Here is a 26275-nt window from a genome sequence, read left to right on the forward strand (position 1 = left end):
CTCGGTCACCGTCACGCAACACCAGAGGGGTAGCTCGCACGTACCGATTCAATCAGATCGTTTACTGTCCAACAACTTTGGAATCATCCCACTAGTACTCCAGCCGCACTTCGTGATGTAATCGGTGTCGCCGCTGGTAGTGGGCTCGTTTGGCTCGATATTGGGGGCGGCGACGCCAGATCGACCATTGTCAAACCAAGTCGAACACCGGATCGGTAGTGATCAGGTGTGCCAGGAGACGCCGGACTTCTCCGAGGGTGAGCGAGATAAGGCCGCTGCCAACGCTTTTGGGGCCAGCCGGGCACGGTAGGCGACGCCGACCCGCGGGATCGCGACATTGCCAGCCGACACGCCGGCTCTCGACGCATTCTTAAATTGGCACGACCGTGCGTTACGGATGCCGAGATACTTTCTGGCCGTTTATCTTCCGCCGATCTGCGCCGAACGCTTCGGGACGCGCGGGTCGCGGCTTGGTCTCAATGGGTCAGCGCACACGATCCACAGACCTGTTTGCTCACCTCGGTAGTCGTCGAGCGGGCTGGTTTCGCTCGCTACGGGTCGCTGCTTTCGACTGGAGCATGCCCTGTCCAACTCCGATCGCTCGGCGAATTCTGCGGCGGTTGTGAGTTCGAACTCCCGACGCTCGCGCAAGGCCGCGATGGCAGTCATTCCCGGGGTTCGCGTGCGACGGACGACAGACCAGTCGCCGACGATGAACAGTCGGCGTTTGGCTCGTGTCACCAGCGCGTGTTCGCCCTCGCACTGTCTCGGTTATGCGCCATCGCGGCCTGGACAGATTCGGGTCGAGGTGGCGGACGCCGAGCAAGGTTTCTGTCGGGGTTCATGTTCGGGAGCCGTTCGCGCTAGGTAATCCGTTGTAGCGCAACATCGATGGGGGCATGATGGCTGTTGGCAACGAGCAGTTCGAACATTCGAAACCAGCTGGTTTCCGACCTCCTGCGCCTGGTCACCCGGTCCGGATGACCAGTGCTCCGCAGCTGCGTCGCGGCATCCATTTGTCGACTGCCGGAACGCTGGTTATGGGCTTGCCGGGATTCGTGCTCAGCCCGATCGTCGTGGGCATGGCATTCTCCGCCATCTTCCCGGGCAGCGTCGCGGTCTGGGTCGCGTTGGCCGTGTTCGTCGGGTCAGGGGCCACCGTGTTCTTCAGGCCGACCGAATTCGCGATCGCGCGGGTATTCGTCCGCTTCCGTCGGCCGACGATCCCCGAACAAGAGCGGCTCGACCACGCATGGAGTCTGGTCACCCAGTCGGCCGGTGTCCGAGCAGACACATATCGGCTGTGGGTCGAGGACTCCAACGACCTCAACGCGTCGGCTGCGGCGGGGCACATCGTGGCCGTCATGTGTAGTGCACTCATACTTCCACCCCACCAGCTCGAAGCTCTGCTGGCGCATGAACTGGGGCACCATCTCGGCGGGCATTCGTGGGCCACGCTCCTGACATACTGGTACGCCTTACCGGGCCGATTGCTCGTCCGTGTCCTGCACTGGTCGACGCAGTTGGTATTCGCGCTGGCCGCAGGACTTACACTCGGCGCAGCGGGCGGGGCGATGGGCGGGCGTGCTGGCAGTGAGGCGGCGGGCTGCCTGATCGGCCCGATCGTCCGGCCGTTCCCGCTGCTGTGGCTGGGTCTGATCACCCTGTGTTTCTATTCGATCCACCCGCTACTGGTGCTGCTGTGGACCGTCCCGTTCGTCCTGGCATGGTTCAGTCGGCATCAGGAAAAAGACGCCGATCGAGTGGCCGCGCAGCTCGGCTACGGTCCGGCTCTACTCGAAATTCTGGACGGCTGGCTCGACGCGGGGCACGACGATGCTCGCCGACGGAACGGACTCCGCGCCAACATCTTTGCTAGCCACCCCTCGTGCGCCTCGCGGATTCACGCGTTGGAGAAGCGACTCAACAGCCAGTAGCCGTACATCGAAACAGCAACTGCAACAAGGGGGAGCACCACATGGCATCGCCACCGAACGGGGATCCGGACCCTCGACACGAGGGCCTACCCACAAACCGCAACGGAACGGGTTCGCCCGGTGAGCACACAACTCCCGGTGCCGAGCACGGTCAGCAGCTTCCACCGCAGTCCCCGAATGTGCCGTTGTTCGGCGCCCGCGGATTGGCCCGAGAGCGGTCGCAGCAGTTGTCCGAGGCCTACGCCGAGATCCAGAGACTGCGAGCACAACTGGCGACCACCGGTGGATTCGAGGTCACCGAACTGCAACGCCTGCGCGATCAGCTGGGCGCACAAGTGACCGAGCAGCAGACACGGTTGGACAACCTGCGGGCCGAGATCGTCAACACCCGCGAGGAGCACGCACTTCAGGAGATCGGGATCTTCGAATACCGTCACCGCCTCTCCGATGCGGTTGCCTATCGAGGCGCAATCGAGAAACTGCAAGGTGAAATCAAGGCTATGGCACGCCGCGACGGCGGCGCGATCGAGTCGCTGGCTCCGTGGGTGGTCAACGAATCGGTCACCGACGGGCGCAAGATGGTCCGCGAGTACTCGACGCTGATGCTGCGTGCCCACAACGCCGAGGTCGACAACCTGATTCGAAATCTCAAGCCACACAAGTCGGGACAACGCGCTGAACCGTCTCAACAAGATCAATATGGCTTTCGAGAAGCTCGGCAAGACGACGAAGCTCCGCGTAGCGCCCGACTACCACCGGCTTCGCTGCCGTGAGCTGGACATGACTGCGGAGTACCTCGAGGTACTCGCACGCCAGAAGGACCACGAACGTGCCGAACGTGACCGGCTCCGTGAGGATCGCCGAGCCCAAGAAGAGCTCGCGCGTGAGCGAGCCAAACTCGAGAAAGAGCAACGGCTGTACAGCAACCAACTCAACGCACTACGGGCCGCGGGCAGCAGCGGCGGCGCTGATGCCGATGACCTGCAAGAGCGGCTGGCAGCGTTGGAGCAGGCCATCAGCACCATTGACTATCGGGCGTCCAACCTTCGCGCGGGCTACGTGTATGTCATCTCCAACATCGGCGCGTTCGGCGACCGGGTTGTACAGATCGGGCTGACGCGCCGATTCGATCCGAACGAGCGGATCCGCGAGCTGGGTAACAACGCGGTGCCGTTTCGCTACGACATCCACGCGATGTTTTTCGCCGACGATGCCATCGGGTTCGAGGAGGAGATGCACCGCCGCCTGGCCGACAAGCGTGTCAACAAGGTCAACCAGCGCCGCGAATTCTTCTATGCCACCCCGACCGAGGTGCGCGAACACCTGGAAAGCCTGACCGGCGAACTCGTCGATTTCAAGGAAATAGCCGAGGCCGTGGAGTACCGCCAAAGCCGCACCGCTCGCGACAACACCCCGCAATAGCCGAGGCACCAAGTGCCGGTCGCCAGGTAACAAGCCGCGGCGACACCGGACACGGATGGATGGATGACATGCCAGAACCCGAAGACCAGTTGACAATCTGCACCAGCGGTAGCGCTGACGACCTCTTCGAACTGTTGGAGTGGTTCAACGATGAAGACGATCTCCGCGGTCGAGTGGAGCTGCCTGCGAACGGGATTCGCCCTGGCCAGATGGGCGATCTCTACGACGTGCTGATCGTCGCTGTCGGTACAACGGGATTGGCGTCGGCGCTGGCGCGATCACTGACCACCTGGTTCACCACTCGACGCTCCGACATATCGGTCACGCTCGAACTCGGCGACGACACGAAGCTCACTCTCGACGGCAATCGAATCAACGCCCCGGAGGTCCTCGACGCCCTGCACAGCGTGCTCGAGCGGGCCGACAAGTCACAATGAACTCAACCTCCACTCGCAGCGGCTGGCGTGCCGTCCTTATCGGAGTGAGCCGGTACGACGATGTAGCGATTCCTGACATTCCGGCCGCCGCGAACAATGTCGCCGACCTGGCGAAGATCCTGACTGCGACTGACGGCGGGGGACTCGCCGAAAGCCATTGCACCGTCCTCACCAATCCGGAAAGCCCGCAGGTCGGGCTCGCGGTCGGGTCCGCCGCACGGGAGGCAGACGACGTCCTGCTGGTGTACTACACCGGGCACGGCGTCGTCGACCGGCGCGGACAGCTGTATTTGGCGCTACCAGGCAGCAGCAAGGAGCAGCCGAAGTGGAGCTCCGTGCCGTTCTCGACGCTTCGCGACGATCTAAGGGCAAGCCGAGCCCGTACCCGAGTTCTCATCCTCGACTGCTGTTTCTCCGGGCGAGCATTCGAGGCGATGAGCGCGCCGTCGGCGCTCGTCGAAGGCCCAATCGACATCCAGGGCACCTATACCATCGCTTCCTCCTCCCGAACCGAACCCTCGATTGCGCCAGAAGGCCACCGCCACACCGCATTCACCGCCGCACTCCTGAGTGCCGCGACCGAGCCCGCCCTCACCCTGGACGAGCTCTATCGCAATGTCGACCAGATCCTGCTCCTCAACGGACACCCCCGCCCGCAACGTCGCAGTGTCGACGTCGCCGGCGACCTGCGATTGTTCACCACGTCTGCAGTGCTGACGGCCTCTGCAGGCAGCACGGCCATGCCGACGGTTGCACCAGCGGTCGCGACCGACAGCTCTACTGTGACGCAGTTCGAGCGTGGCGCGCAGTTCGCCGAAGTCGGCGATCTCTCGCAGGCGGAGGTTCGGTGGCGCAGCGCAGCATTGCGCGGGCACACCGGCGCGATGAACAACTTGGCGAATCTGGCACGTACCCAAGGAAAAATCCGCGAAGCACACGACTGGTACCGTAAAGCCGCTGAGCGGGGAACATCGACGCCATGGGCAATCTCGGCAATCTCCTGCATGAGATTAAACGCCTCGGCGACGCTGAGCACTGGTGGCGTCAAGCGGCGGAGGCAGGCAACCCCGACGCCATGTACAACCTCGCCATCCTGCTCGACAAATCAATGCGTTTCGACGACGCGATCACCTGGTATCGACGAGCCGCCAACGCCGACCACTCCGATGCGATGCACAACCTCGCGATTCGGCTACGCTGCCGCGGTCAACTCTCCGACGCGGCGACCTGGTGGGAGCGCGCGGGCCATCCACGCACACAACGTGCCAACGAAAAGCTGCGCGGTCCGGCCTCGCCAAGACAGTCGGGGTGAGGGTAGTAGCGATTCGAGTTGCGTCCGGCGGCAGATCTTTCCAGGGCGAAGCGTACTGCACTGGGCAGAGTAGACGACCAGGCTTCAGCGGTGGCAGCGGATGTCGGGCGCTGATGCGGGGCCAGGAGCGATCGGTGACTTCCGAGCGGTGGGTCATCAGTACGGGACGTTGAAGGATCAACTTGCTGCGATCGCGATGTGTGCAGATGTCTCACTGACAGACGAGCAGCCGACCGCCGACATCGACAGAGACCTGCAGGCCTTGATCAACGACCGCGAGATGGTTACTCATCTGCCCGACCTCAACGCTGCGTGGGCCAGGCTCGGGGCTGCTGCAGAGGTAGGTGACGCTGTCACCGGGTCACGCAGCAGCCCCGTGGGAGCAGATCCGGCCAGCGGCTCCGGCGCGGTGCTGACCGCACGCCTGGGTCTTCGACATCGGTTGTGGTGCTTGAATTCAGGAGTGTTCTTGCGAGAGAACACTATTGGCGTGGAAGGTGCGATCAATGCATACGTGGCGGGTGATGGTGGCGAGTAGGCTCGTTCCATGATGGGCACGGGCGGCAACACGGATACCGACGTGATCGTGGCTGTTTCGGGCGGTGATGGGATCGCAGGTACGGAATCGCTGATCGCCTGGTTGCGTCAGGAGCCGGAACTGCGTGGCAGGATCCACGCTGTGTCGAGCGAGCCCGGCGACGGAGAGATGGGGTCTGTCGTCGACGTTGCGACTGTTGCCGTGGGTGCCGGCGGGGCAGTGTCGATGCTGGCGATGTCGTTGAAGACCTGGCTCGCGCAGCCGCGTCGCTCGGATGTCTCGATCGAGATCCGCCACCCAGACGGTCGGTCGGTCGTTATTGACGCCAAACGCGTAGACGATGTCGACGCGCTACTCAACACCGTACTCGACTCGGCGAATGACACTGTGAATTAAAGGATTACTTCGGGATGCGGTTGCCGAACCGTGCGACATCGTGGGCGGTGATTATTGGAATCGACCGCTACGAACATCTTCCGTGCTTGACCGGTGTCCACGCCGGAGCCCAGGCGTTGGCCGAGATTATCACCGATCCTGTGCACGGTTGCCTTGAACGCCAGCAATGCACACTGCTACCCGAGGACGCATCCCCTGGTCGGATCGGGGACGCAATCGCCCACGCGGCCGACAACGCTCGGGATCTGTTGCTGATCTACTTCGCCGGTCATGGCGTACTTGGCCCACGCCGCGGCGAACTCCACCTCGCAGTCGCCGACACTCACCCACAGCGGCCCGGGATGGGCGGCATCCCCTTTGACGCGGTCCGCGATCTATATATCGACAGCCCGGCCGCTGCTCGGGTCGTCATCCTCGACTGCTGCTATTCCGGCCGCGCGCTGGGCGTCAATCAGTCGCCTGAAGGCCCGGCCATCCTGAACGAGATCGTCGCTGAAGGAACAGCCGTGCTCACTTCGGCACCGCCCAACGGGATCTCCAAGAAACTCGATGCCGAAACCTATCCGGCCTACACCCATCGGCTCATCCGATTGCTGCGCGAGGGAATCCCAGCAGCAGGGCCTCTGCTCACGTTGCCTGTGCTGCACCGGAGTTTGTGCCGCGAGCTCGTCGCCGCAGGTCTTCGCCAGCCACAAGCTGATCTCAACCCACTGCTCGACCAACTGGCACTCATGCGTAATCGTGCCGAACCGACAGTACCGCCGTTGGAGATGGAACTAATCGAGGCCATCGAGACAGATCAGCTCACCGTTTACTACCAGCCCGACGTCAAACTGAGAACCGCAGAAATCGTCGGAGTCGAAGCGCTCGTCCGATGGAACCACCCCACCCGGGGCATTCTACCAGCCATGGATTTCGTCCCCGTAGCAGAGCGGACGGGCCTGGCGAATAGACTCGGCTGGTGGGTCATCCGGCGTGCATGCACCGACTTCGCCAGCTGGCATACCGGGATCGGTGCGGGACTGCTGTTGCGCATCAATGTCTCACCGCCACTGCTCGACGAACCGGACTTCGTCGAGGACCTCGGCGTGACACTGGCTCAGGCGGGACTCCCTGCAGCGGCGATCTGTCTCGAGATCGTCGAACGTGAACACACTGACTTCGACGCGACCGTGGCTACCGTTCGTGCACTCAAACAGCTTGGGGTACGGGTCGCCATCGGCAGTTTCGGCACCTACAACAGCTCGTTGTCGATGATCCAGCGTTTGCCCGTGGACTCGCTGGAGATCGATCGCAGCTTCGTCCAGGGACTGTCCAATAGGGGCGACGACATCACGATTGTGCGCGCCATCATCGCCATGGCACACAGCTTCGGACTCGGTGTGTCCGCTACTGGAATCGAAACGTCCGCTGTCGCTGCTACTTTGATCGACCTGGGGTGCGATCGGGGACAAGGATTTCTCTACAGCCCGCCCGTTCCTAGAGATGAGATGACAGCGCTCATCGCCATCGGATCCATCGGCTGACAACGTGCATCCGTTCTCGACCGCCAACCTTCGGAGCGCGTCACGTCGTGGCGATGTTGAGGCTGCTTGGTCGTGGGCGGGGCTGACATCACTCCGAACGCATCGTCAGCCCGATCGGCGAAGTTGTCCGCAGATGCAGACTTGAAGGCGGGTTCCATTCGCAACGAGCGGGAAGTGCAGCACGGAGGCCGCGGCGGGTACGACATCCAGTTCAAGATTCACGACAACACCGTTTCGGGTCAGTGGATGGCTGCGGGCCAAGGCGGCAGACGTTGTCACTGGCTTCGGGGTCGTACGCCGCGGCAATGCCAGACACAAATGTGGTTAATGCCGAGGCCACCCCGCAACGTGGTCCCCTGGGCAGGCGGGCTTGAGCCCTCACGCAATCCGCGGGCAATCCCGGGCGATGTGCCTGCCGCTTGAGCGGGGGAAGCGTCTGGCGGCATCGAGGGCTCGCGGCGCCACGGAGGGCAGCGGCGCAATGGAGGCACCCCACAGAAACCCCACAGTTTTGACCGGAACCAATGGGAATTCATGCGATTCGTTGAGAAGAGTCGTTTCTCGGAAACCCTTGGTACTGAGTACTATTGGGCACTGATGGGTAGGGTCCGGACAACTAAAACCCGCGCCAAGTGGTCGCAGGTTCAAATCCTGTCAGCCCGACAGTGAAACCCCCTCTGACCTCGGTCGGAGGGGGGTTTTGCGTTTTCGGAGATTTGACGTTTTTCGGCCAATTCCCACAGAAACCCCACGTTTTTGAACTCCGCGGCCAGCCGAGAACCCGCGGCCAGCTGGCCTCGCGGCGCTTGTCGGCGAGCTCAGCGAAACCCATTTCGCCCCTCACGCCTAGGGCTTGTTGGTCTGGAACCGACGCTGCATGCGTCCTCGCCGGGGGCTGGCGCGGCTCGCATGACCGAGCTGCCGACTCGGCTAAGGTCGAGGCTGCCCCGCGACGTGGCGGCGGCGTGTGGGTGCACGGGGAAGGTTTCGCCTCGACCGGCTGGCCCGGTCGAGGCGAACCGCGCATTCTGGAATGCGCAGTCAGGTTCAGTAGATCCGGATCGGCGAGCATATGAGTGCTGCCGCCGAAAGTTTGCTAATCCTGCTGCGCCGGTCCCACAGCACGCCGTAGGTGAGGAAACTGCGATTCATGTGCTGCAGCTCCTGAAGCGCTGCCCCGCCTGTAGTGCTGACCGTCGGTCCGTCCCGCTGGGGCGGGTCGGCGCTGGAACACTGGGACCTTCGGCTTGATCGACCTACTGCCCGATGCTCAGCTGCGGCCGTGCCAAGCATCGCTGCCGTCGCGATCGAGGCGACCGACTCGCCCTGGCACTTCTGACCACTTGGCGCGAGTTCCAGTTGTCCAGACCCTACCCAGGAGTGCCGAATAGTGCTCAGTGCCAAGCAGTTTCACGCAACGACACTTCGCAATGATTCCCGTAAATTCGCATTGATTCCGGTCAAAAGTGTGGAGTTTCTGTGGGGCCCCTTCTGAGCCCGAGGAGCGGTTGTACCCGCCAACCTTCTACCTCCACGGTGAAGCCGCCTATGCCCCGCCGCATGGACCGCAACGGTCCGCTCCCGCCACATCTCCAGCCCTCCCGGCCGCCCGCCCGCGCCCGTCCTGCCGCTCGCACAGCGCTCCAGGCCACGGTTGATTGGTAGCCGTTCATCGCACCGGGTCTGCTAGCTTCCTGCAGGTCGTCTGCGATGTCGCCTTGGCCTGCTCACCGGCGCGCCCGCACCCCAAACGCGCCGACCAAACCGGCGTAGAACTGCTCTCCTGGGACTGCGCCCGGGTTCTTGCCGGCGTCGTAGAATCAACGTTGCTGAAGTGGCTGAAGCGGGATCAGTGGGCGTTCGGGGTGAAGGCGTCAGCGGCGCTTGCCTGCTCAAGTTCGCCTGGACGCCGATTGTCCGCCACCGACGGGTCAAAGACGTTGCGTCACTCGATGACCCGACGCTGGCCCAGTACTGGGCCGACCGGCGGCGAAAGAAGCCTCCACCGTTGGGCAAGCTGCGCTTGCGGCTTCTGCAAGCGCAGCAGGCTCGTTGTTCGATCTGCGGGGACTTCCTTCTTCACACCGACCACGAACCACAGTCTCCACAGGAGTGGGAACAGTGGCTCTCGACGGTCAAGAAGGCGGTGGACCGCTAGTTCATCGCCTACTCGACTACCAGTGGTGTCGGAGCAGACGATCGACCCAATCACCGTCTCCTACACATCTATTGCCTGCCACAGCACTACTGCCGGCAGGCAACGATCCGGAAATCCTGCACCGCTCGAGAGCCCCAGCGGCTTGCTTGAGCCGGCTGCGTCGATGAGGCGCACGTCCGGTTCGGAGGGGGCCTCGGCGCAGCAATGCGCCGGGGCTACCTGACTCCGAAGCCTGGTTCAAAACCGTGTGCCGAGTCGTACTTTGGCTCGTGCGATGGCTTTCGGGGCTCCTACCAACTTCGGAGGCTGACATTTTCGACGGAGTTCAGCACACTAGCGTTGGACAGGGACTCCGACGTTCTGGAGCCCAGTGCGTCGACCCACGGGAAGCTGGCAACCACCTGGTTGTATGAGCGGTCTTGCTCGCTCAGGCTTCGGAACCATGCCTGGACACTATCTTGATTCTTGAATAACAAGACGTCAATGTATTCATTGCGGGCCAGGACAACCCGGTGCGCCGCTCCCGGTTGCTCCGCCGCTGAGTGTAGCTGCTGTGCCGTTCGCGGATCGAGTTGCTGGACGTCGTAGGTGCCGATCCCCGGGGCATTGCGGTACTTCAGTTTACGTTGCGCAAACGGTGGTTCCACGGTGGACGCCCAGCGAATCGACGCGGCGACCGTGTCGATGTCGGTTTGGGCGGTGAGGTTGAGTGCGCATTTGCGGGGAATTATGAGGCCTGCCATTGCCAGATTCCTTACTTATTGTGGTGAGGTTGATCTCGTCGGGAATATTCAGTTATCAATAACGCAGTCCCAGGTCTTGTCGGCGTCAAAGTTGCCGCGCGCCTTGCTACCGGGGTAATTCTTGTCGCAGTAGATCTGGACGTTGAGATCTCCGACTTCTTGCTCGACGACCTGTGCCTCTGCACCGCTGGGGATGCCGAGCGAACGGCTCAGGATCGTCTCAACGCAGTAGTACCCGCACGGTGTGGCTCTGTTCGCATTGTGGTACTGCTGCTTGCAGGCCTCGGTGAGATTTGCCTGGTGTGTAGCGGCCTGAGCGGTCGCCGGAATAGCTATGGGCGGTACCGTCGCGAACCCAATGGCCAGGGTCAATCCGAGGAGAGTGCGTCCTCGCACTCGGCACATGGACCGAAAGGTTGTTGTTGCGCGCATCGCAGTACCCTGTCCTGGGTCCTCGAATTGAGTTCTCCCAGTACAGATTCGCACGGCGATCACAGTTGCGATGTCGGTCGAAGGGTGGACAGGCCGGTCGGGGTTCCTACCAGGTGCGGACTTCGCGTCCTGGGTTGACGCTGCCGTAGCGGGTGACCGAGGCGGCTCGGTAAGGCGCGAGGGCTATGGTGCCGTTGGGCATTCTCAGTTCGGGTGGAGGGAGCATGGGCAGGACTGCCCCGGCGACGAGGGTGCTGGCGCCGGCGGCGGTGGGTGGTGGTTGGGAGTGGGTGGTGTTGGTAGGGGCCGTTGGCAGGTTGGGTGGGGCAAGTTCCTGGTGGAGAGCGGCGATGGCGCTGGCTCGGGCGAGGTCGGCGGCGGGGACGGGGGCGAAAGTGCCTGAGTTGATGGAGGTTTCGATCAGTTCGGCCATGATGTGGGGGTCGTCGTGGGCGGCGGCGAGCTGAAACAGCGCTGACTGCAACTGGGCGTAGAACTTCGACCATGCGATGCGGTCGGTGGCGTTGGCGAACTGCAAGCGGACGTGGTCGATGTAGATGGCCGCTGGTAGGGCGTAGTCCAGCGCGACCGATACGGCGTCGTGGGAACGTTCGAATAGTGCTATACCGACGAAGAAGTCGCATTTGGCCACCTCGATCGTGGTGCCGAGTTCGACTCCGATCGCGCGGGCCGCGGCGAATTCGGTGAGGGCGGCGTCAAAGTTGCCGGTGTGGATGGCGACCAGCGCGCGATTGCGGTGGCAGCCAGCGACATTGTTGCGGTAGGCGGGGTCATCGTCGAATCCGCGCTGCGCGGCGTCGAGCGCGGATTCACTCCCGGTGAGATCGCCGAGCATGAGGAGCGCAGCCGCGCGGTTTTGGTCGCTGACCCCCGCCGCACCAGGGCGACCTAGCCGGCGCAGGGCAGCTCCGACGGCGCCATATCGGTCGGCGGCCTCGCGGTAGCGCTCCTGTTTGGTGTAGAGCATGCCGAGGTTGGCGTCGGCGTACACGAGCTGAGTCGCGAGCCCGGCGGTCGCCAGTACCGCTCGGCCGCTGCGCAGCGCCGCCTCGGCCACGTCCACTCGGCCGACCTCGGTGTACACCACGCCCAAGTGGATGTCGGTGATGGCGCGTTGATTGAGCAGACCGTAGGTGGTGGTGATGGTCCGTGCGGTGATCAGAGATTCGATAGCGTCGGTGAATTGACCAAGCGCATAGTGGCATATTCCCTCACCGTCAAGGCACGCCCCATTTTTGAGTTCCAGGCCCAGTTCGGTGAACAGCGCACGCGCGGTGTGGAATTCGGCCAATCCATCGCGATAGCGGCCGGAATGGGTGGCGACCACGCCCAGGTGGAAGTGACAGTCGGCGATCGCTCGCGGCGCGTCCAGCTCGATCGCAATGCCCAGCGCGTGACCCAAATACTCAGCGGCTGCGGCGAATTCGCCCTGTTCTGTGCGAAGTACCCCGAGAAATCGCAAGCTTTCGGTGTGGCGCTCGGGGTCGACGTCGGCGTAGGTCGTCACCGCGTGACGAAGGACCGGGTCGGCCGCCGCGAAATCGCCGGTGGTCATGGCAACCGTGGCGATATTGACGTTGAACCACAGGACGTCGAGTGGCTCGCCGTGCGTGGCGCACAGATCGGCACCGAGCTGGTAGGCCTCGACGGCTTCGGCGAAATGGCTGAAGTCCTCGTGCAGATTGCCGATCAGCAGTGCCATCTGCGCGGCGTCCAGCGGTGCTTCGGCCTGTAGATAGTGGTCGCGGGCGAGGCCGAGCGCCTCGAATGCTTGGTCGAATTGTTGTGTCTTGATCAGTGTTTCGCCCAGCGCTTGATGGATGGTCGCAGTGGCCAAGCGATCATCGCCTGCGAGGCGGTGCGTCGCGGCCCGGCGCAGTTCACTGGCGGCCTGCTCGTGCTGGTCAAGCTCGAGCAGTACCTCGGCGAGCAACTCGGCGGCCTCGGTCATCCCGTCGAGGTGGTCGAGCTCGGTGTATTCGGCGTATACCGTGCGCAGGGTGGCCGCTGCGGTGTCCAGGTCGGATTCGCTGACGGCGATCGCCATGCCGAGCAGGCAGTTCGCCGCGTCGTAGGGCTGGCCGGTCGCTGTGAAGAGCGAGCGAGCGAGCTCGAAATGCTTGTGCCCCAAGGAAACATCATCGGTTGCCATGGCAATTTCGGCCATATCCTCATGGCATACCGCGGCGAGTTCGGCCGTGTCGCCGCTCTCGAGCAGCTCGAGCGCGGAGGCTAGGATGACCAGGGCCGCTGACCGGTCGCCAGCGTCGGCGTGCGCGAGGGCGAGCCAGCGGTAGCATTCGGCCAGTTCGATCTCGTCCTCGGCGTGCCCGATCGCGGCCTCGAGCCAGCCGATGGCCGCGGTCGGGTCGCCGTCCTCCAGCGCCTTTAACCCGCGGCCAGAGAGTTCATCGTGGGGTCTCATGGGTTCCTCAATGTCCGGCGAACGGACGATACCGTCTGGTAGAGCACGAGATTAGCGTCGAGAGTATGCAAATCTTTCTCATCGTCTGTGCTGCGTTCGGGCTCGGGGTCGTCGTCAGCTTTTCCATTGGTTTCGGCACCGGCGTCGTTTTCGTCCTGGTTGGCGGGCTCGCCGTCATGATTCTCGGCGTCATACTCTCGCTCATCGCCAAACGCCAGCTCGATATCATCGTGCCGGTGCCGCGCGGCGATGTCGCCCAACTCATCGTCACCGAATTCAAGAAGATGGGCTGGAAGTCGGTCGAGGGCCGCGGCGAATTCAACTACCGGTCCTGGGGTATCGGCTTGGGTGTGGCCGGCTTTGGCGACTACAAAGCCCTTGGCCACCCGGTGATGTCGATCGACCTGGAAGACCTGCCAGAGGGGGACACCGCGGTGAGCATCTGGATGTCGGAGGGGCGCTCGCGCTGGGGCCAAGTCGGTGGGGTCGACCGTTTTCTGTCCAAGCGCTGGATGCTGTCGCGCAAGCTCGCCGCCCTCGCGGGCTCGACCAATAACCAGGCCGCGCTGTAGTCGGCGTGGCCAGCACCAATATCGGCCAGAACCGTTGGAGGGAGGTTCTGGCCGATATTGGCATGTTTCGCTACCGCAGTTCGAATTGGCCATTCGCGCCGCCGGTGAGGGTGAAGACCAAGCGCCGGTCGGCCTCGGTAGTCAAATGGACAGTGAGGTTGGCGGGGTCGATGCGGCCATTTTTGCGCTGGCTGATCACGGTGGAACTCGGGGCAGTGACGGCGTTGTTCCAATCGGTACTCGTCGCCTCGATCTCCTCGGTGAACTCGTCGCCGTTTCCCAGGTCATAGGCTGAGGTGAAGCGCCAGCCGCGATAGATGTCGGCCCGGTTGCAGTTTCGTGGGTGGGTGCCCTTGGTGGAGCCAAGATGTACCTGCCAGGTTTCGGGTCGTCCACTCTCGTCTTTGGCCAAGAACGTGTAGCTGGCGCAGTTCAGGTAGCGGTCGGCGTGGGGGAAGGAGCCTTCGCGTAGCGAGGTGACAGTCTTCTCCTCCGCGTCGTGCCATTGCGCGATGGTCAGCGGCACGAGCACGACGAGCGTGAAAATCGCGACAGCCCAGCCAGTTCCGACTTCGGTACGACGAAACGCCCACGGGCGCACGAGCAGAAACAGTGCCAGCAGCGCCAAGATCGCGGTCACGCCACCGAAGTAGTCGGCCCACCAATGGTCGGTGATGCCACGCGCCTGCTCCTCGTAGACCCGCGAATCTGGTTGCAGTAGCAACGTTCTCCTGATCACAAAGTGACCGAGCAGGTACGGGCCGAGAATCGTGATGCACACAAACACCGTGAGCCCGATCGCGCCGTGATCGGCTTCGCGCCGACCTCGGGTGGCGCCGCGGCCCTGCTGCTGCCGGCGCTCCTCGGTAGCGCGTTCTTCAGCCACGCGGGCGGCGCGGGCGTCGACACCGGCGGCGACCGCGGTGCCGAGGACCGCCTCCATCAGCACCACCCGCGCCAGCTCGGCGTTGTCGCGCCGCTGCGGCCCGGTCACAGTCGGGCTTGCGCGTGCAGCGTGTCGAACCAGCCGATCTCGCGCGCGACGGCGGAGTCTGCTCGCGCGACCTGGGCGGCCACCTGGTCGACGTAGCTGTTGACCACCGATTCGTCACCCGCGGCCAGGAGCAGGCCGCGCGCCATGATCAACTCATTGCCTGCTTCGTCGAGCGGCACCGAGTGAACGCTCGCCATTTCGTGGGCGGCCGCGACAATGTCGTGCCAGTTGGCGTCGATCATGCGGTAGCCGTTGCGCGCGGGTGTCGTCGCCAGACAACCGAGCAGCTCGTGCTGGTAGAGCGACTTGCGGACCGAAGCGTCCGCGGAACCGGCGATCGCGCGCAGGTCGGCCGGGGTGTGCACGTTGACGTGGCGGTAGGTCAACGTGACCTCGGGTGCCAACCGGGCGACGAAGAAGGTGACCAGCTCGTCGGGGCCCCAATTCTGGCCGTGAGAAACGAGTTCGGGATAGGTCTGGCCGGTCAAGGCCTCCGTGGTCAACCAGGTGACCAGGCGTTTGAGGTTGGGGCCGGTGACCGCGCGTGCGGCGTTGCCGGAATGGGCGGCCATCGCGGCGCCGAGTTCGCCCGCGTCATAGAACTCACCGACGCCGGGAATGGGAAACGGTTGACTCGCCCGCGGTTGCCCGGCTTGCGTCGCAGCGGTGTGGTCGGTGTCGACACTGCGGAAGATCGGTGGCGTCTCACCGGCCAGCCAAGAGCTCACCTGTGTTGTGGCCCAACGCCTTTCGGGGTCGCGGGTGAGCAGGCCAGCCAGCAACAGCTGCCAGCGGGACAGCTCGGGCCCGATCGCCGGGAGCAGGTCAAGTGCCTCCAGGGACACGTCGTGGGAGAGCAAGAACGCTTCGATCTCGCGGTCGGTGAACCAGGTGGTGGCATCGCGTTGGAAGAACGCGCGTCCGACGAGCACCTGGTAGATGATCATGCCCAGACTCCACCAGTCCGCCGCGGGTGTCTTGTACCGCATGAGCTCGGGGGCGTTGTAGGCGACGGTGCCGGGGCCGAGGTTGGTCATCCGTGACCGGTCCCCGAGGTCGGCGACCAGGCCGAAATCGGCGAGCACCAAGTCCAGCGGCGCGCGTGTGCGGACAAGGACGTTCTTGGGCTTGAGGTCGCCGTGCACCAAGCTGGGGGAGCGGTCGCCGCCTTGGAATCCGGCCAGGGCGGAGTTGAGCTCGGTCAGGATCGCGCGGGCCAGGGCAGGGGCCGCCTGCCCAACGATGAAGATCTCCAACGTGCCTGCCGCGCAATATTCCATCACCTCGTAGTGCACGCCCTGGTCGACATCGCGCTCGAACACTTGCACGGTGTGCGCGTGCGCGAAGTTGGCCCGATATTCGGGGGCGTCGAATTCGGTGTGGTACTTGGGCGGCCGTCGATACAGCTTGATCGCGAACTGGTTGCCGCGGGCGTCGGCGCACAGGTACACCGAGCCTTCCGAGCCGCTGCCATCGAGTTCGCGCTCCATCGAGTATCGGGCGGCGAGGGTCGGGGGCAGTCGTTCTCGCAGGTAGGCCGGTTCGGCGGCATCGGTTACCGGAGCGGGAACCGCGTCAACGCGCGTACGTGGCGGGCGGTGGGTGGGGTCGCCGGCACCGGTCGGCCACTGCGGTGTGGCGGGGTCGACCCTGGTCGGTTGCGGGCCGGTGGGGTGACGCTCGGGCTCGATGTTGTCGAGGCGAGTTACCTCGGCCATGACTTTTCTCCTTGAACTGGGTGATCAGCGTGGGTGTCGCTGGGTGCGGCGATCGTCTCGATCTGGACGACGGTCACGTTGTCGCCGCCGCCGCCGGCGAGCGCTAATTCGGTGAGCTGGGTGGGCAGTCGTGGCGGCGCGGACACCAGCAGCGCCTCGATGTCGCTGGCACTGGCGTAGTCGTCGAGGCCGTCGGTGCACAGCACGAGGCCAACGCCAGCGGGGAGGCGACAATCGAAGAAGTCCGGTTCCAGGATCATCCGCACACCGCCGCCGATGGCCTGGTGCAACACATTGCCGCCCAGGTGACGGTGGTCGACGCTGAGCTGGGACAAGTAGTCGCCTTCGAGCCGGTAGCAGCGCGAGTCACCGACATTGAACACCAGCGCACGGCCGCTCGGGTCGAGCACGACCCCGACCACCGTGCACCCCATGCCGGCCAGTTCGGGCTGGTGCTGGGCGCGATCATTGATCGCGTCGGAGACGGCCTGCAACCGCAGACGTGTCGTGGCAGTGAGTTGTTCGGGCGACTCGCCGTCGATTGCGCCCGGTTCGGTCAGTAGCTCGCACGCCATCGCGCTAGCCTCGGCGCCGCCCGCGTGCCCGCCCATGCCATCGCAGACGACGACCGTCCGTACCCGGTCGAGTTCGACGTCGATGGTCACCGACGCGGGTTGGGTGCCCCGCAGGGACCATCCGTCGAGTCCGACGCAGTCCTCGTTGCCCTCGCGCTTTTTTCCCCGGTGGGTGCTGACCGTGATTCGGATGGTGGTCATGGCCAGTGCACCGCAATGGGGACGTCGGCGCCGAGGCGCAGTTGTTGACCTGGCCGGATCTCGTACTCGGTGCGTGCCGCGATCTTGGTGCCGTTGATGAAGGTGCCGTTGGTCGACTCGGTGTCGGTGACGTAGAGGCGGCCCGACTGGTATCGCAGCACCGCGTGATAGCGCGACACGTTGGTGTAGTCGCGGAAGGTTGTCGCGGTGGGGTAGTCCTCGTCGCGGCCAAGAGCGAGTTGGTTGCCGTCCTGGAGAGGGTGCCTCACGCCGCAGGCGGTCAGCTCGATAGGGCCCGTCGCTGGGCTTACGGGGTCAACTCTCGTCCCCGGCGTAGTTGATTGCTGCTCGCCCTCGGGCGGTGGCGGTGGCGGTGGCGGTGGTGGTGGCGGCGGGGCAACGACGGTGATCTCCCAGAGATCCTCGCCGCAGTCTCGGCACTGGGCATAGGCCATCCGGTCCCAGTCGCTGCCGCACCCGCAGCGCACGATGTCGGGGGTCACATCAGCCATGAGGTCCTCGTCATCTCAATGCCGCGCTCGGCCATCCGTGTTCGCAGGGCGGCCAGGTCACCGGGTAGGGGGATTCCGACTGTCTGGATGGTGCCGTCACCCACGACAACCGACAGGTGCGCGCGTTGTCGGCCATAGTCGGCGTCCAACGTTTCGGGCGGATAGCGCCGGGCACCCAGCTCGCTGAAGGTCCGCACGAGTTGATTGGGTGAGCCGCGCAGCGGGCAGTCAGTGGCGGCGGCGAGCTCGAACGGCTCGCTGATCAGCACATCGACATAACCACGCAGCCAACCGAATTCGCGATCGAGGTGGGCGGTTGCGCGACCCGAGTAGAGCAGGAGGTCGATCTCGCGGGCTCCGCGCCACGCGTGGATTCGGGTCAGCAGGGCCAAGAGGGCGCCGGGCTGGTCCGTGGGTTCGCCGCCGGAAATCGTGATTCCGTCCAGTGGCGCGGGTAGCTGATCCAGCCAGGCCATGACCTGGTCGACGGGCTGTTCACGCGCGGGGTCGAAGGGCCAGGTGTCGCGGGCGATACAGCCCCGGCAGTACACCGTGCAGCCCTGAAACCAAATCCCGGCCCGTGTCCTGAAGCCGAGGTTGGTCACCGGGTAGTGCAGGCGCGAGACCAGCATGGTCGGTGGGTGCTCACTCATGCGAGCATCACTTGCGCGCCGTCGTGGGTTTCGATGATGTCAGTGACGACAACGCTGTCACCATGTTCGGTTTCGAACAGCGCTCTGGCCAGGGGGTTCACCAGTAGCGATTCGACCGTTGATGCGACCGCGCGACCACCGAAATCGAGTTTGGCGCACGCGAATTCCCAGAGTCGATCGCGAACCGGCTTGCTGACCTCGACCTTGGTGCCCGTCACCGTCAGCACCCGCCCGCACACGTTGTCCACGAAAGCGCCGACGAGCTCGCGGGCGCTGTCATCGGAGATGAAGTCGAAGACGACGATGTTCTCGCCGATCCGGTTGAGTAGCTCGGGGCGACCGATCTCCTTGGTGAAATGGTCGCCGACCGCGGCGCGGATGGTCTGCTCGACCTGCGGGTAGGCGGTGCCACGAGCCACAACGGGAACTCGTTCGCCGTGTTCGTCCACCCGGTAGACGCCGAGGTTCGAGGTGAACACCAAGAGCGTTTCGGAGAAGAACACGGTGGCACCGGTGCCGTCGGTGAGGCGACCATCTTCCAGAATCTGCAAGAACTTGTCGAGGATGCGCGGATGGGCTTTCTCGATCTCGTCGAAGAGCACTAGTTGGAATGGTTTCTGGCGGATCGCGTTGGTGAGTTCACCGCCGGTGTTGTGGCCGCTGTAGCCAGGGGGCGCGCCGATCAGGCGGGCTTCGGCGTGTTCGGCGGCGAACTCGCTCATATCGAATCGGACGAAGGCGTCGGTGCGGCCGAAAACCAACTCCGCGATGGACTTCGCCAGCTCGGTCTTACCGACGCCGGTCGGTCCGGCGAAGAACAGCACACCCTGGGGTCGGTTGGCGCTGCTGGTTGTCTGCGCCCCGGACAGGCCCATCGCCGACCGAATGAGAATGTCGACGGACTTGCGGATCGCGGCCGGTTGCCCGAGGACTTTCTCGGTCAGCAGCGCCGGTCCCTGGCGGATGCGGTCACGCAGACCAGGGTCCTGCCATGGATTGTCGGGAATGCCCACGCGAAAGGTTCGGATGGCGTCGTGGATATCGCTGGCCTTGATACGGCGGTCGATGGCGAGGCGATTGATCTCCCGGATCGAGCGCAGACTCAAGCCGCTGGTTTGGGCCGCGTAGCGGGCGGCCACCGCGTCGTATTCGGCCGGATCGGTCGCAGGGTCAGGTATCTCGGGTAGCGAGCTGGCCAGGATTCTGGTCAGTCGCAGCCGTTCGCCGAGTCCTGGCGTGGGTACCGAAACCACGCGCGCCAGCTCGCCGCCGATCAACCAGTGCGGTAGGTCGCTTTCTCGGTCGAGCAGCCAGATCACGGTGTTGTACAAGGTGGTTCGGTGTGGGCCCGGCACCTTGACGCGGGGTGCGGTCACCATCAGTTTGTGCGCGGTGATCAAGGCGCGGTGCAGCGCCCCATCGCTGAAGTCATTATTGGGGGCGAGTCGTGAGGCGCCGTCGATGATGAGGCAGCACGGTTGGGTGGCGTCGACCACCGCTTTGAGCAGTTCGGGCAGGTAGTCGAGCAGATCCTCGCCGTGGGCGGCGGCCCGTGCGTTACCGATGAGCGTCGCGGCGCCGTCGTTGACGTCGAGGGCGGGGTGGGCGCCGTCGACGGGGTCGGCGACCACGACCCGGGTGTGGCCTGCGGTGCGTAGGACGTGCAGGAGCGCGTCGACGACGGAGACCATGCGCGGTACGGGTGCCGGCGGCAGTGTGAGCAGCACGATATCGCGCAGATTGCCGGTGAGGAGCAGTTGGGGATTCGCGGCGAGTGCGACATCGACCTCGCGGAGCCAATCAGGCAGTTCCTCGACGGCTGAGGTCATCACACCGTCCGTTCGAAGCTGTTCGCGGACTTCGCCCTGACGTTCTTCTTGGCCCGCGCGGGGGCGGAATCGGTAGCAACCAACGGTAATTCGGTCACCCCGGCCGGTGCGCGGCGGACGCGGCCGGGCTCGACGCCATGGGCGCGCAGTCCGTCGACGATGGCGTCGACGTCCGAGCACAGCGCCGCGTCCTGGTCGTAGTCATCGGGTCGGTGGCCTGGTTGAGTGCGGACGGTTCGCAGGGCTATCTCGGTGCCGTTGACGCCGGCCAGTACCGAATGGTTGGCTGCGCCAGGGCGGCGGGCGAGCACCGCGTTGGTGTCGGGAGCGGTGGTGGCGTCGACGGTGTAGCCGAGTTCGATGAGCACTTCGGTGAGCGTTTCCTGCGCGAAATCTCGGTCACGTTCGGGTTGTTCGGCGTGTTGGCAGCGGTGTGTGGTGGCCTGCGCGCGGTCGAGGAGCAGGGTGCGTGCGGGTCCGGTGGCGTGGGCGGCTTGGTCGAGCAGTTCGGTCACCGGGCTCGGATCGTGCAGATCGGCTGCGGCAGCGCGCAATTCGGCCATTCGGAGGAGTGCGGTGTGGGCTTCCTCGGTCGCCAGGTTGGCTAGGCGGATTCGTCGGCTCAAGTCACTGAGGAGCAGGCGCGCCCGCGTTGGTTGGGCCCGCAGGACCTGCGCGGCGGCTTCGGTCAGGGCTGGGTCGGGTTCGAGCAAGCTGACGAGCAACTTCTCGACCCGTTGAGCGAGCACCTCAGCGGCTGGGTCGACGATTGTTGGCGCGGGCGCGGCGTTCTCGGCCGCGCGTGCGGCGGCCGCCTCGCGGCGCGCCAATTCGCTGAGGGCTGAGGAAAGGCCAGCGTCAACGGTGTGTCGGCGGCGCGTGGTCAAGGCCGCGTTCAACTGATGGATCGCCGCGTCGAGCGTGGATTGCCGTGCCGTGCAGGCAGTTTCGACCGCGATCGAATCGCCCCGCGGCATCGTCGCGTTCCCGACGGCGGCGAACTCCGACAGCCCGACGTCAGCACACCGACTGGCGTGCACTTGTCGCTTAGCCTCAATGGCCCGCCACCGCGCTTGTGCGGCCTGCAGCCTGCGGCGTTCGGCCGCGATCTGGTACTCGATCCCCGATGAACTCACCGCTGCCCCTGCGCGAAGTGGTTGCGATAGATGCCAAATCCCAGATGGCCCAGAACCGCGAACAGCGGCGGCCAGAACCAACTCGCCGCCGATCCACTGTCGGTGATGCCTTGGAGGAACAGCAGGGCGATACCACCGACGAACCCAGCGACTCCAGGACCGGACACAACCCCTTGTCCGTTCGGGTAGGGGAGGAAGAACGACAGTACGAACACGCACACAATGGCGCCGATCAGCAGCTTCGCCCACAGCCCGTAGAGGGTGGCCAGCCCGCTCGCGTTGTCCTGTCCGCCCGAGCCGAGGAGGACGATCCGGCCGAATCCGTCGATCATGGCGCCCAAGATCGCCACGATCGCCGGCGTGAACAGCCACACGGGAACCGCGGATACGAGCAGCCCGATGGCCGGGGACCGATTGCTCGTGAACCGCGCACGACGCTCTTGACGTGCACGTTCGCGCTCAGCCGCGGCGGCAGCGGCCCGCAGTCGCGCCTGCTCATCGACTAGCTGAGCGAGCGTGCTCGAGCTGGCCTCCAGCAGCACGATCGCCGCGAGGTCGGTATTGGGTCGCAGCATCAACACCCCCGATTTCGCTCTGCGGGGGTGGGTAGCCCGCGCGATTCGACTCTGACACCAACCAGTTGCGTTGTCTGTCGTGCGAATAGCCGACAATGCGGTCCCGGAGACGACAGGCATGCGGCAGTCCGGGCACCGGGAGATCGGTGGGAGATCCGCGAGCGGCACTTGGGCCCCTCGCGGACTCACAGGAGTGGATATGGCCTCGAAGGTGTCGAACACCGGCGCCCATCCCGGTTTCGCTCGTGCCCTGCGCGTGTTCCAGCGCGCCGCGGTCGACGTGCCCGCGTACGGAAAGTTTCTGGCCGACAATGGGGTTGATCCCACGCTGGTGCGCACGCCCGCCGACTTCGCCCAGGTTCCGGCGACGACCAAGGACAACTACGTCAGGGCCTACCCCCTCAACGAATTGTTGCCCGGCGGCGACATCACCGCGGCGGGCACGTTCTCCGCGAGCTCGGGTTCCTCAGGGGCGCCGACGTACTGGGCGCGCGCCTGCCTTTCCCACGACCAGGGCGTCGAGCTGCACGCGCGGATCATGCGCGGATTCGGGGCAGACACGCGTCCGACCCTGGTCATCGTCGGTTTCTCCATGGGCGACTGGATCGGTGGCACCTATACCTTCCGGTGCCTCGCCGACCTGCCAGCCCACGGTGTGCCGGTCTCGGTACTCACCCCCGGCATGGACATTGATCTCATTCGCGCCGACATCGCCGCCCTCGGCCCGTACTACGACCAGGTCGTCGTGGCTGGCTACCCGCCGTTTGTCCGGGACGTGTTCGATGGGGCGCCCGCCGCGGTGCTCGACCAGGACCTGAAGGTCTTGATGGCGGGGGAGGGGATCAGCGAGGGCTGGCGCGATAATCTGCTGGCGCTGCTGGGCAAACCGGGGCGCACCCAGGACACCTGCTCGATCTACGGTGCCGCCGACGCGGGCATGTTCGGCCATGAGACCCCGCGCACGATCGCGATCCGCCGCCGCGCCGAGCGTGATCCGCACGTGCGCGCCGCGTTGTTCGGCGAGGAGATGGTGGTGCCGAGTTTGGTCGAATATGACCCCGCCTACCGCTATTTCGAAACCGACGAGAGCGGCCGACTGATCTGCACCCTGGCCAATGCCATGCCGCTTATCCGCTACCGGATCAACGACGAAGGTGATGTCCATACCGGCGCACAACTCAGTGCCGCGCTGGGCCAGTCGCGTCGCGTCGCGTCGTGCGCTGATCCGGCGCGCGGATTTGTCAGCGTGCGCGGGCGCCGCGACGTCGCGCAGAGCTTCTACTCGGTCAAATTCGCCCCGGACAATATCCGGGCCGCGTTGGCTAGCGCGTCGGTCGCGGACAAGGCGACCGGCAAGTTCGTCCTGCGCAAGACCACAGACGCGGCCGGAGCTGATCGACTTCGCCTGCTCGTTGAGCTGCGACCTGACCACCAGCCAGGCGCGGCCTTCGCCGATGACGTCCGTCATGTCTTCGTGACCACACTGTGCGCGGCCAGCGCCGAGTACCGCGACCTGTGCACCCGCATTGGTGACCGCGCGCGGCCCATCGTCGAACCCAGGCCCTACGGCAGCGCCGAGTTCCGCTACCAGCTCAAACATGACGGTCGCGCGGGCGAGTAGGCGATCAGCGGGCGAGCCCGGGCAACAGCAGGTTGAGGATGAAGGTTGTGTTGTCCTCGGGAGAGTTCGCGCGGCGGGTGAAGCACCGGTGTAGCTGGATATTGGTGATGGTCGCGGCCAGCTCGTCGGCGTCGGCGAGCTGGCCGATGGTGCCGTCAGCCTGGGCTTGGGCAATGACGGGGGCGATGATCGCGGGGAGGTTGACGTGTTCGCGTAGCGACAGCAGCCCGTCGGGCTCGCTGCGGGTGTCGTGGGCGAGGGCGACCAGCAGCGCGTCCATGAATGGTTCTTCGGCTGCCGCGAGCTGGGCTAGTCGCAGCAGATGGTTGCCGAGAATGGTGATCGAGGGCAGACCGAACAGCACGTCGTCGGCGGTTGCTTCGGCGAGTGTGGCGACGTGGCGACGCAACGCCCCGATGATCAAGTGCGGTTTGTTCGGGAACAGGGTGCGCATTGTGCCGACGGGCACTTTCGCCCGGTCGGCGATCGTTTCCATCTCCGCGGCGAAATAGCCGCGCGCGGTGAATTCCGCACGCGCGGCGGCTAATACGGCACCACGCGGGTCACGGGGGAGCGCGGTCGTCGGTACGGTCGGGTACATCGGTGTGAGCACGTCGTCGATGTGCTGCTTGTGGTCGGTGGTCGCCACGGTCCCATTGAGCAGTGCGACGATCGTGTCGGCAACCAGCGTTGGGGTGACGGTGTGCGGATCGCCGTTGGCTCGCAATCGGAATCCATCGATCAACGCGGTGATGGCCACTGCGAGGGTTTTGGTGGTGAATGGCGCGCGAAGCGAGGCGCCGGTGCGTTCGAAGGCCACGTCGAAACCGGCGATGGCCATGTCATCGCGATGGTGCAGCTGATCGTGAACTGCGTGCGCGGTGCGGGAGTCGGCAACCGAGAAGACTTGCGCCATCAGGTATTTGCCGAGTTCGAGCCGGTCGCTCGCGGTGTTGAAGTAGCGGTCGGTCAGCGCGCGGACCACGTCGCGACCAAATCCGGCGTGTGTGTCGAGTTGGCTGGCTACCTGTGCGCGGACCAGGTCGGTGGTGCAGTCAGGTTTGGCGCGCAGTTCGTCCAGCACGGTCTCGAGGTAGGCGCCCTTGGTGGCGAAGCGGCGATAGAAGGTCGCCTGCGACACACCGGCCGCGTTGATCACGTCCTCGCTGCGCAACCCGCGGGCGAGGATGGCTTCGGGGTGGTCGAGCAGCGCGCGCAGGCCGGCGTTCACGAGCTGCGCGGAGATCGGGTCGGCGGAAATCGGTCACTCTCCTCAACGTAGGCCCCCTTATGCTTTCGGATCGGGGGAAGCGTGTCGTTACACCCGCTGAGAGTGATTGTCCTCAGCTGAGAGTCACTATGCGCGACAACAGGAGTGACCTCGCTGGGGAGTTGCTCTTGGATGAGAGCGGGATGCCTTGGCGAACCGCGGGCGCCCCACTCGTAGACCGTGTGTGAAGGGTGGTTGTGATGCCAGGGAATCCCGCGTTCGAGTCCGCGTCTGAGCCGGAACGCGACCGCCTGGCCCCGGCCGGGTTGAGCGCGCGTGAGGAAGAGGTCCTAGTCGCGTGGCTGCTCACCGAGACCAAGTCCGAAGTCGCACGCCGCCTTTTCATTTCGATTGGCACCGTGAACACGCATCTGTCGCGGGCCCGCGACAAATACGAAGCGGTCGGTCGGTCAGCGGGGACCAAGGCGGCGTTGGTCGCTAGGGCGTTGCAGGATGGCCTTGTTCGACTTGACCAGTTGTGACCGAGCTATCGAGCCAGTCGGTCAGCATGGGAGGTGATGCCGCGTGCGGTGAGCGCCGCCGCGGTCGCCTTCGCCAACTCACTGGGCCACGTCGGGTCGATGACCTGCTCGGATTCATCAGCGCGACACCAGAACTCCGCCGATGCGCACGCCCCATGCAGACCGAACACGACCTCGACCGGCGGATGTTGACGCAGCAGCACCATGATCGCGGCGACCGCGCGCCATGGGCCGCTGCGTTGGCGGGGAACGGGCAAGTCGGTGACGGCTGGTTTGTCGAGGTAGGTGACGTTGTCGCGGCGCGCTTTTCGCGTTGGCGCGTAGTTGACCAGTTCGTGCACGGCGTCGATCAACTCACTCAGTGCGCGCGCTGGCACGATGACCTCATAGACCGTGCGCTGGTCCACCATGCCTCCGTTTCTTGCCAACCAGTGGCTAGTCTGCCTGGCCGCCCGGGGCCGGGGTAGTCCATGATTTGACCGACATCACAGCTCGTCGAGGGTCACGATGCCGTCTTGCAGCGCCCTGGCGAGCAATTCTGATTTGGTCTTCGCCGACCGCCCGCAGGCCTTGTACTTGTCCCTGGTCCGGTCCAGATGGGTATTGACTGTCCCGGTCGAGATAAACAGTTCCCGGGCGACCTGTTGTTTGGATGCGCGCAGTAGCCAGGTGCGCAACACCTGGGTCTCGCGGGGGGACAGCGGTGCTGGCTCGTACCGTCGGCTGTGGCAGTAGGGGCAGGTGAGGGCATTGGCGGTGTCGGACATGCTCATTCACCGATCTCCCGGAT

Annotated in this window: 26 protein-coding genes and 1 pseudogene; 13 read left to right on the top strand and 14 right to left on the bottom strand. The window is 64.7% G+C overall.

Translation table 11 applies throughout. The features are described 5' to 3' along the window. Window positions 1-980: 980 nt before the first annotated feature. The 10 genes and pseudogenes from ACFW6D_RS29875 to ACFW6D_RS29920 all read left to right on the top strand — a co-directional run bounded on the left by ACFW6D_RS29875 (window position 981) and on the right by ACFW6D_RS29920 (window position 9726). Complete coding sequence (locus ACFW6D_RS29875; RefSeq protein WP_379333630.1) at window positions 981-1937, top strand: M48 family metalloprotease; 957 nt, start codon at window positions 981-983, stop codon at window positions 1935-1937. 335 nt (window positions 1938-2272) lie between these two features. Then, the gene (locus ACFW6D_RS29880) at window positions 2273-2710 is read left to right on the top strand and encodes a hypothetical protein (protein WP_379333632.1); all 438 of its coding nucleotides are present in this window, start codon (window positions 2273-2275) and stop codon (window positions 2708-2710) included. Further along, window positions 2637-3359: a GIY-YIG nuclease family protein gene (locus ACFW6D_RS29885; RefSeq protein WP_379333634.1), complete on the top strand. Its 723-nt coding sequence runs from the start codon at window positions 2637-2639 to the stop codon at window positions 3357-3359. Before ACFW6D_RS29880 ends, ACFW6D_RS29885 begins: the two co-directional genes overlap by 74 nt. Window positions 3360-3427: 68 nt before the next feature. Next, window positions 3428-3796, top strand: a complete 369-nt coding sequence (locus ACFW6D_RS29890; RefSeq protein ID WP_379333636.1) for a hypothetical protein — start codon at window positions 3428-3430, stop codon at window positions 3794-3796. Then, a pseudogene (locus ACFW6D_RS29895) lies at window positions 3793-4416 on the top strand (caspase domain-containing protein); the annotation flags it as partial. The gene ACFW6D_RS29890 and the pseudogene ACFW6D_RS29895, both read left to right, overlap by 4 nt. Before the next feature lie 359 nt (window positions 4417-4775). After that, entirely contained in the window at window positions 4776-5108 is a 333-nt protein-coding gene (locus ACFW6D_RS29900) for a tetratricopeptide repeat protein (RefSeq protein WP_379333705.1), read from the top strand. A gap of 100 nt (window positions 5109-5208) precedes the next feature. Next, window positions 5209-5646 carry a hypothetical protein gene (locus ACFW6D_RS29905; protein WP_379333638.1) on the top strand — a complete coding sequence of 146 codons (438 nt, stop codon included), beginning with the start codon at window positions 5209-5211 and terminating at the stop codon, window positions 5644-5646. Window positions 5647-5655: 9 nt separating this feature from the next. After that, window positions 5656-6042: a hypothetical protein gene (locus ACFW6D_RS29910; protein ID WP_379333639.1), complete on the top strand. Its 387-nt coding sequence runs from the start codon at window positions 5656-5658 to the stop codon at window positions 6040-6042. A gap of 14 nt (window positions 6043-6056) precedes the next feature. Then, on the top strand, window positions 6057-7568 hold the full coding sequence (locus ACFW6D_RS29915) for an EAL domain-containing protein (protein WP_379333641.1): 1512 nt from the start codon (window positions 6057-6059) through the stop codon (window positions 7566-7568). Between the two features lie 1834 nt (window positions 7569-9402). Beyond that, entirely contained in the window at window positions 9403-9726 is a 324-nt protein-coding gene (locus ACFW6D_RS29920) for a hypothetical protein (protein WP_379333643.1), read from the top strand. A 290-nt stretch (window positions 9727-10016) separates the two neighbouring features. On the opposite strand, the gene ACFW6D_RS29925 is transcribed toward ACFW6D_RS29920, so the two are convergent. The 3 genes from ACFW6D_RS29925 to ACFW6D_RS29935 all read right to left on the bottom strand — a co-directional run bounded on the left by ACFW6D_RS29925 (window position 10017) and on the right by ACFW6D_RS29935 (window position 13347). Further along, window positions 10017-10469, bottom strand: a complete 453-nt coding sequence (locus tag ACFW6D_RS29925) for a hypothetical protein (RefSeq protein WP_379333645.1) — start codon at window positions 10467-10469, stop codon at window positions 10017-10019. 48 nt (window positions 10470-10517) lie between these two features. Then, window positions 10518-10841, bottom strand: coding sequence for a hypothetical protein (locus tag ACFW6D_RS29930; RefSeq protein WP_379333647.1), 324 nt, complete (start codon window positions 10839-10841; stop codon window positions 10518-10520). A 166-nt stretch (window positions 10842-11007) separates the two neighbouring features. After that, window positions 11008-13347, bottom strand: coding sequence for a hypothetical protein (locus ACFW6D_RS29935; RefSeq protein ID WP_379333649.1), 2340 nt, complete (start codon window positions 13345-13347; stop codon window positions 11008-11010). Between the two features lie 65 nt (window positions 13348-13412). On the opposite strand from ACFW6D_RS29935, the gene ACFW6D_RS29940 reads away from it, so the two are divergent. After that, on the top strand, window positions 13413-13919 hold the full coding sequence (locus ACFW6D_RS29940) for a hypothetical protein (protein WP_379333651.1): 507 nt from the start codon (window positions 13413-13415) through the stop codon (window positions 13917-13919). A 70-nt stretch (window positions 13920-13989) separates the two neighbouring features. Here ACFW6D_RS29940 and ACFW6D_RS29945 read toward each other — a convergent pair whose 3' ends face one another. From ACFW6D_RS29945 to ACFW6D_RS29980, 8 genes are all read right to left on the bottom strand, one after another. Further along, a complete protein-coding gene (locus ACFW6D_RS29945) occupies window positions 13990-14913 on the bottom strand; it encodes a hypothetical protein (RefSeq protein WP_379333653.1) in 924 nt (307 codons plus the stop codon). Further along, entirely contained in the window at window positions 14910-16631 is a 1722-nt protein-coding gene (locus ACFW6D_RS29950; RefSeq protein WP_379333655.1) for a protein kinase, read from the bottom strand. Before ACFW6D_RS29950 ends, ACFW6D_RS29945 begins: the two co-directional genes overlap by 4 nt. Further along, complete coding sequence (locus ACFW6D_RS29955; RefSeq protein WP_379333657.1) at window positions 16619-17407, bottom strand: PP2C family protein-serine/threonine phosphatase; 789 nt, start codon at window positions 17405-17407, stop codon at window positions 16619-16621. The genes ACFW6D_RS29950 and ACFW6D_RS29955 overlap by 13 nt, the downstream gene beginning before the upstream one ends. Further along, entirely contained in the window at window positions 17404-17676 is a 273-nt protein-coding gene (locus tag ACFW6D_RS29960) for an FHA domain-containing protein (RefSeq protein ID WP_379333659.1), read from the bottom strand. Before ACFW6D_RS29960 ends, ACFW6D_RS29955 begins: the two co-directional genes overlap by 4 nt. A gap of 230 nt (window positions 17677-17906) precedes the next feature. Next, window positions 17907-18572 carry a 4Fe-4S cluster-binding domain-containing protein gene (locus ACFW6D_RS29965; RefSeq protein WP_379333661.1) on the bottom strand — a complete coding sequence of 222 codons (666 nt, stop codon included), beginning with the start codon at window positions 18570-18572 and terminating at the stop codon, window positions 17907-17909. Beyond that, entirely contained in the window at window positions 18569-20401 is a 1833-nt protein-coding gene (locus ACFW6D_RS29970; RefSeq protein ID WP_379333663.1) for an AAA family ATPase, read from the bottom strand. Before ACFW6D_RS29970 ends, ACFW6D_RS29965 begins: the two co-directional genes overlap by 4 nt. Next, window positions 20401-21537, bottom strand: a complete 1137-nt coding sequence (locus tag ACFW6D_RS29975) for a hypothetical protein (RefSeq protein WP_379333665.1) — start codon at window positions 21535-21537, stop codon at window positions 20401-20403. The genes ACFW6D_RS29970 and ACFW6D_RS29975 overlap by 1 nt, the downstream gene beginning before the upstream one ends. Further along, entirely contained in the window at window positions 21534-22112 is a 579-nt protein-coding gene (locus ACFW6D_RS29980) for a hypothetical protein (protein ID WP_379333667.1), read from the bottom strand. The genes ACFW6D_RS29975 and ACFW6D_RS29980 overlap by 4 nt, the downstream gene beginning before the upstream one ends. Before the next feature lie 199 nt (window positions 22113-22311). Between ACFW6D_RS29980 and ACFW6D_RS29985 the strand changes: the two genes are divergently transcribed. Next, window positions 22312-23733, top strand: a complete 1422-nt coding sequence (locus ACFW6D_RS29985; protein ID WP_379333669.1) for a phenylacetate--CoA ligase family protein — start codon at window positions 22312-22314, stop codon at window positions 23731-23733. Window positions 23734-23737: 4 nt separating this feature from the next. Here ACFW6D_RS29985 and ACFW6D_RS29990 read toward each other — a convergent pair whose 3' ends face one another. Continuing rightward, complete coding sequence (locus ACFW6D_RS29990; RefSeq protein ID WP_379333671.1) at window positions 23738-24964, bottom strand: TetR/AcrR family transcriptional regulator; 1227 nt, start codon at window positions 24962-24964, stop codon at window positions 23738-23740. A gap of 239 nt (window positions 24965-25203) precedes the next feature. On the opposite strand from ACFW6D_RS29990, the gene ACFW6D_RS29995 reads away from it, so the two are divergent. Then, the gene (locus tag ACFW6D_RS29995; protein WP_379333673.1) at window positions 25204-25485 is read left to right on the top strand and encodes a response regulator transcription factor; all 282 of its coding nucleotides are present in this window, start codon (window positions 25204-25206) and stop codon (window positions 25483-25485) included. Window positions 25486-25490: 5 nt separating this feature from the next. On the opposite strand, the gene ACFW6D_RS30000 is transcribed toward ACFW6D_RS29995, so the two are convergent. Continuing rightward, entirely contained in the window at window positions 25491-25895 is a 405-nt protein-coding gene (locus ACFW6D_RS30000; protein ID WP_379333675.1) for a hypothetical protein, read from the bottom strand. A gap of 75 nt (window positions 25896-25970) precedes the next feature. Continuing rightward, window positions 25971-26258, bottom strand: a complete 288-nt coding sequence (locus ACFW6D_RS30005) for a LuxR C-terminal-related transcriptional regulator (protein WP_379333677.1) — start codon at window positions 26256-26258, stop codon at window positions 25971-25973. Between the last annotated feature and the right edge of the window lie 17 nt (window positions 26259-26275).

Source organism: Nocardia sp. NPDC058705 (assembly GCF_042749305.1).
Taxonomy (GTDB): domain Bacteria; phylum Actinomycetota; class Actinomycetes; order Mycobacteriales; family Mycobacteriaceae; genus Nocardia.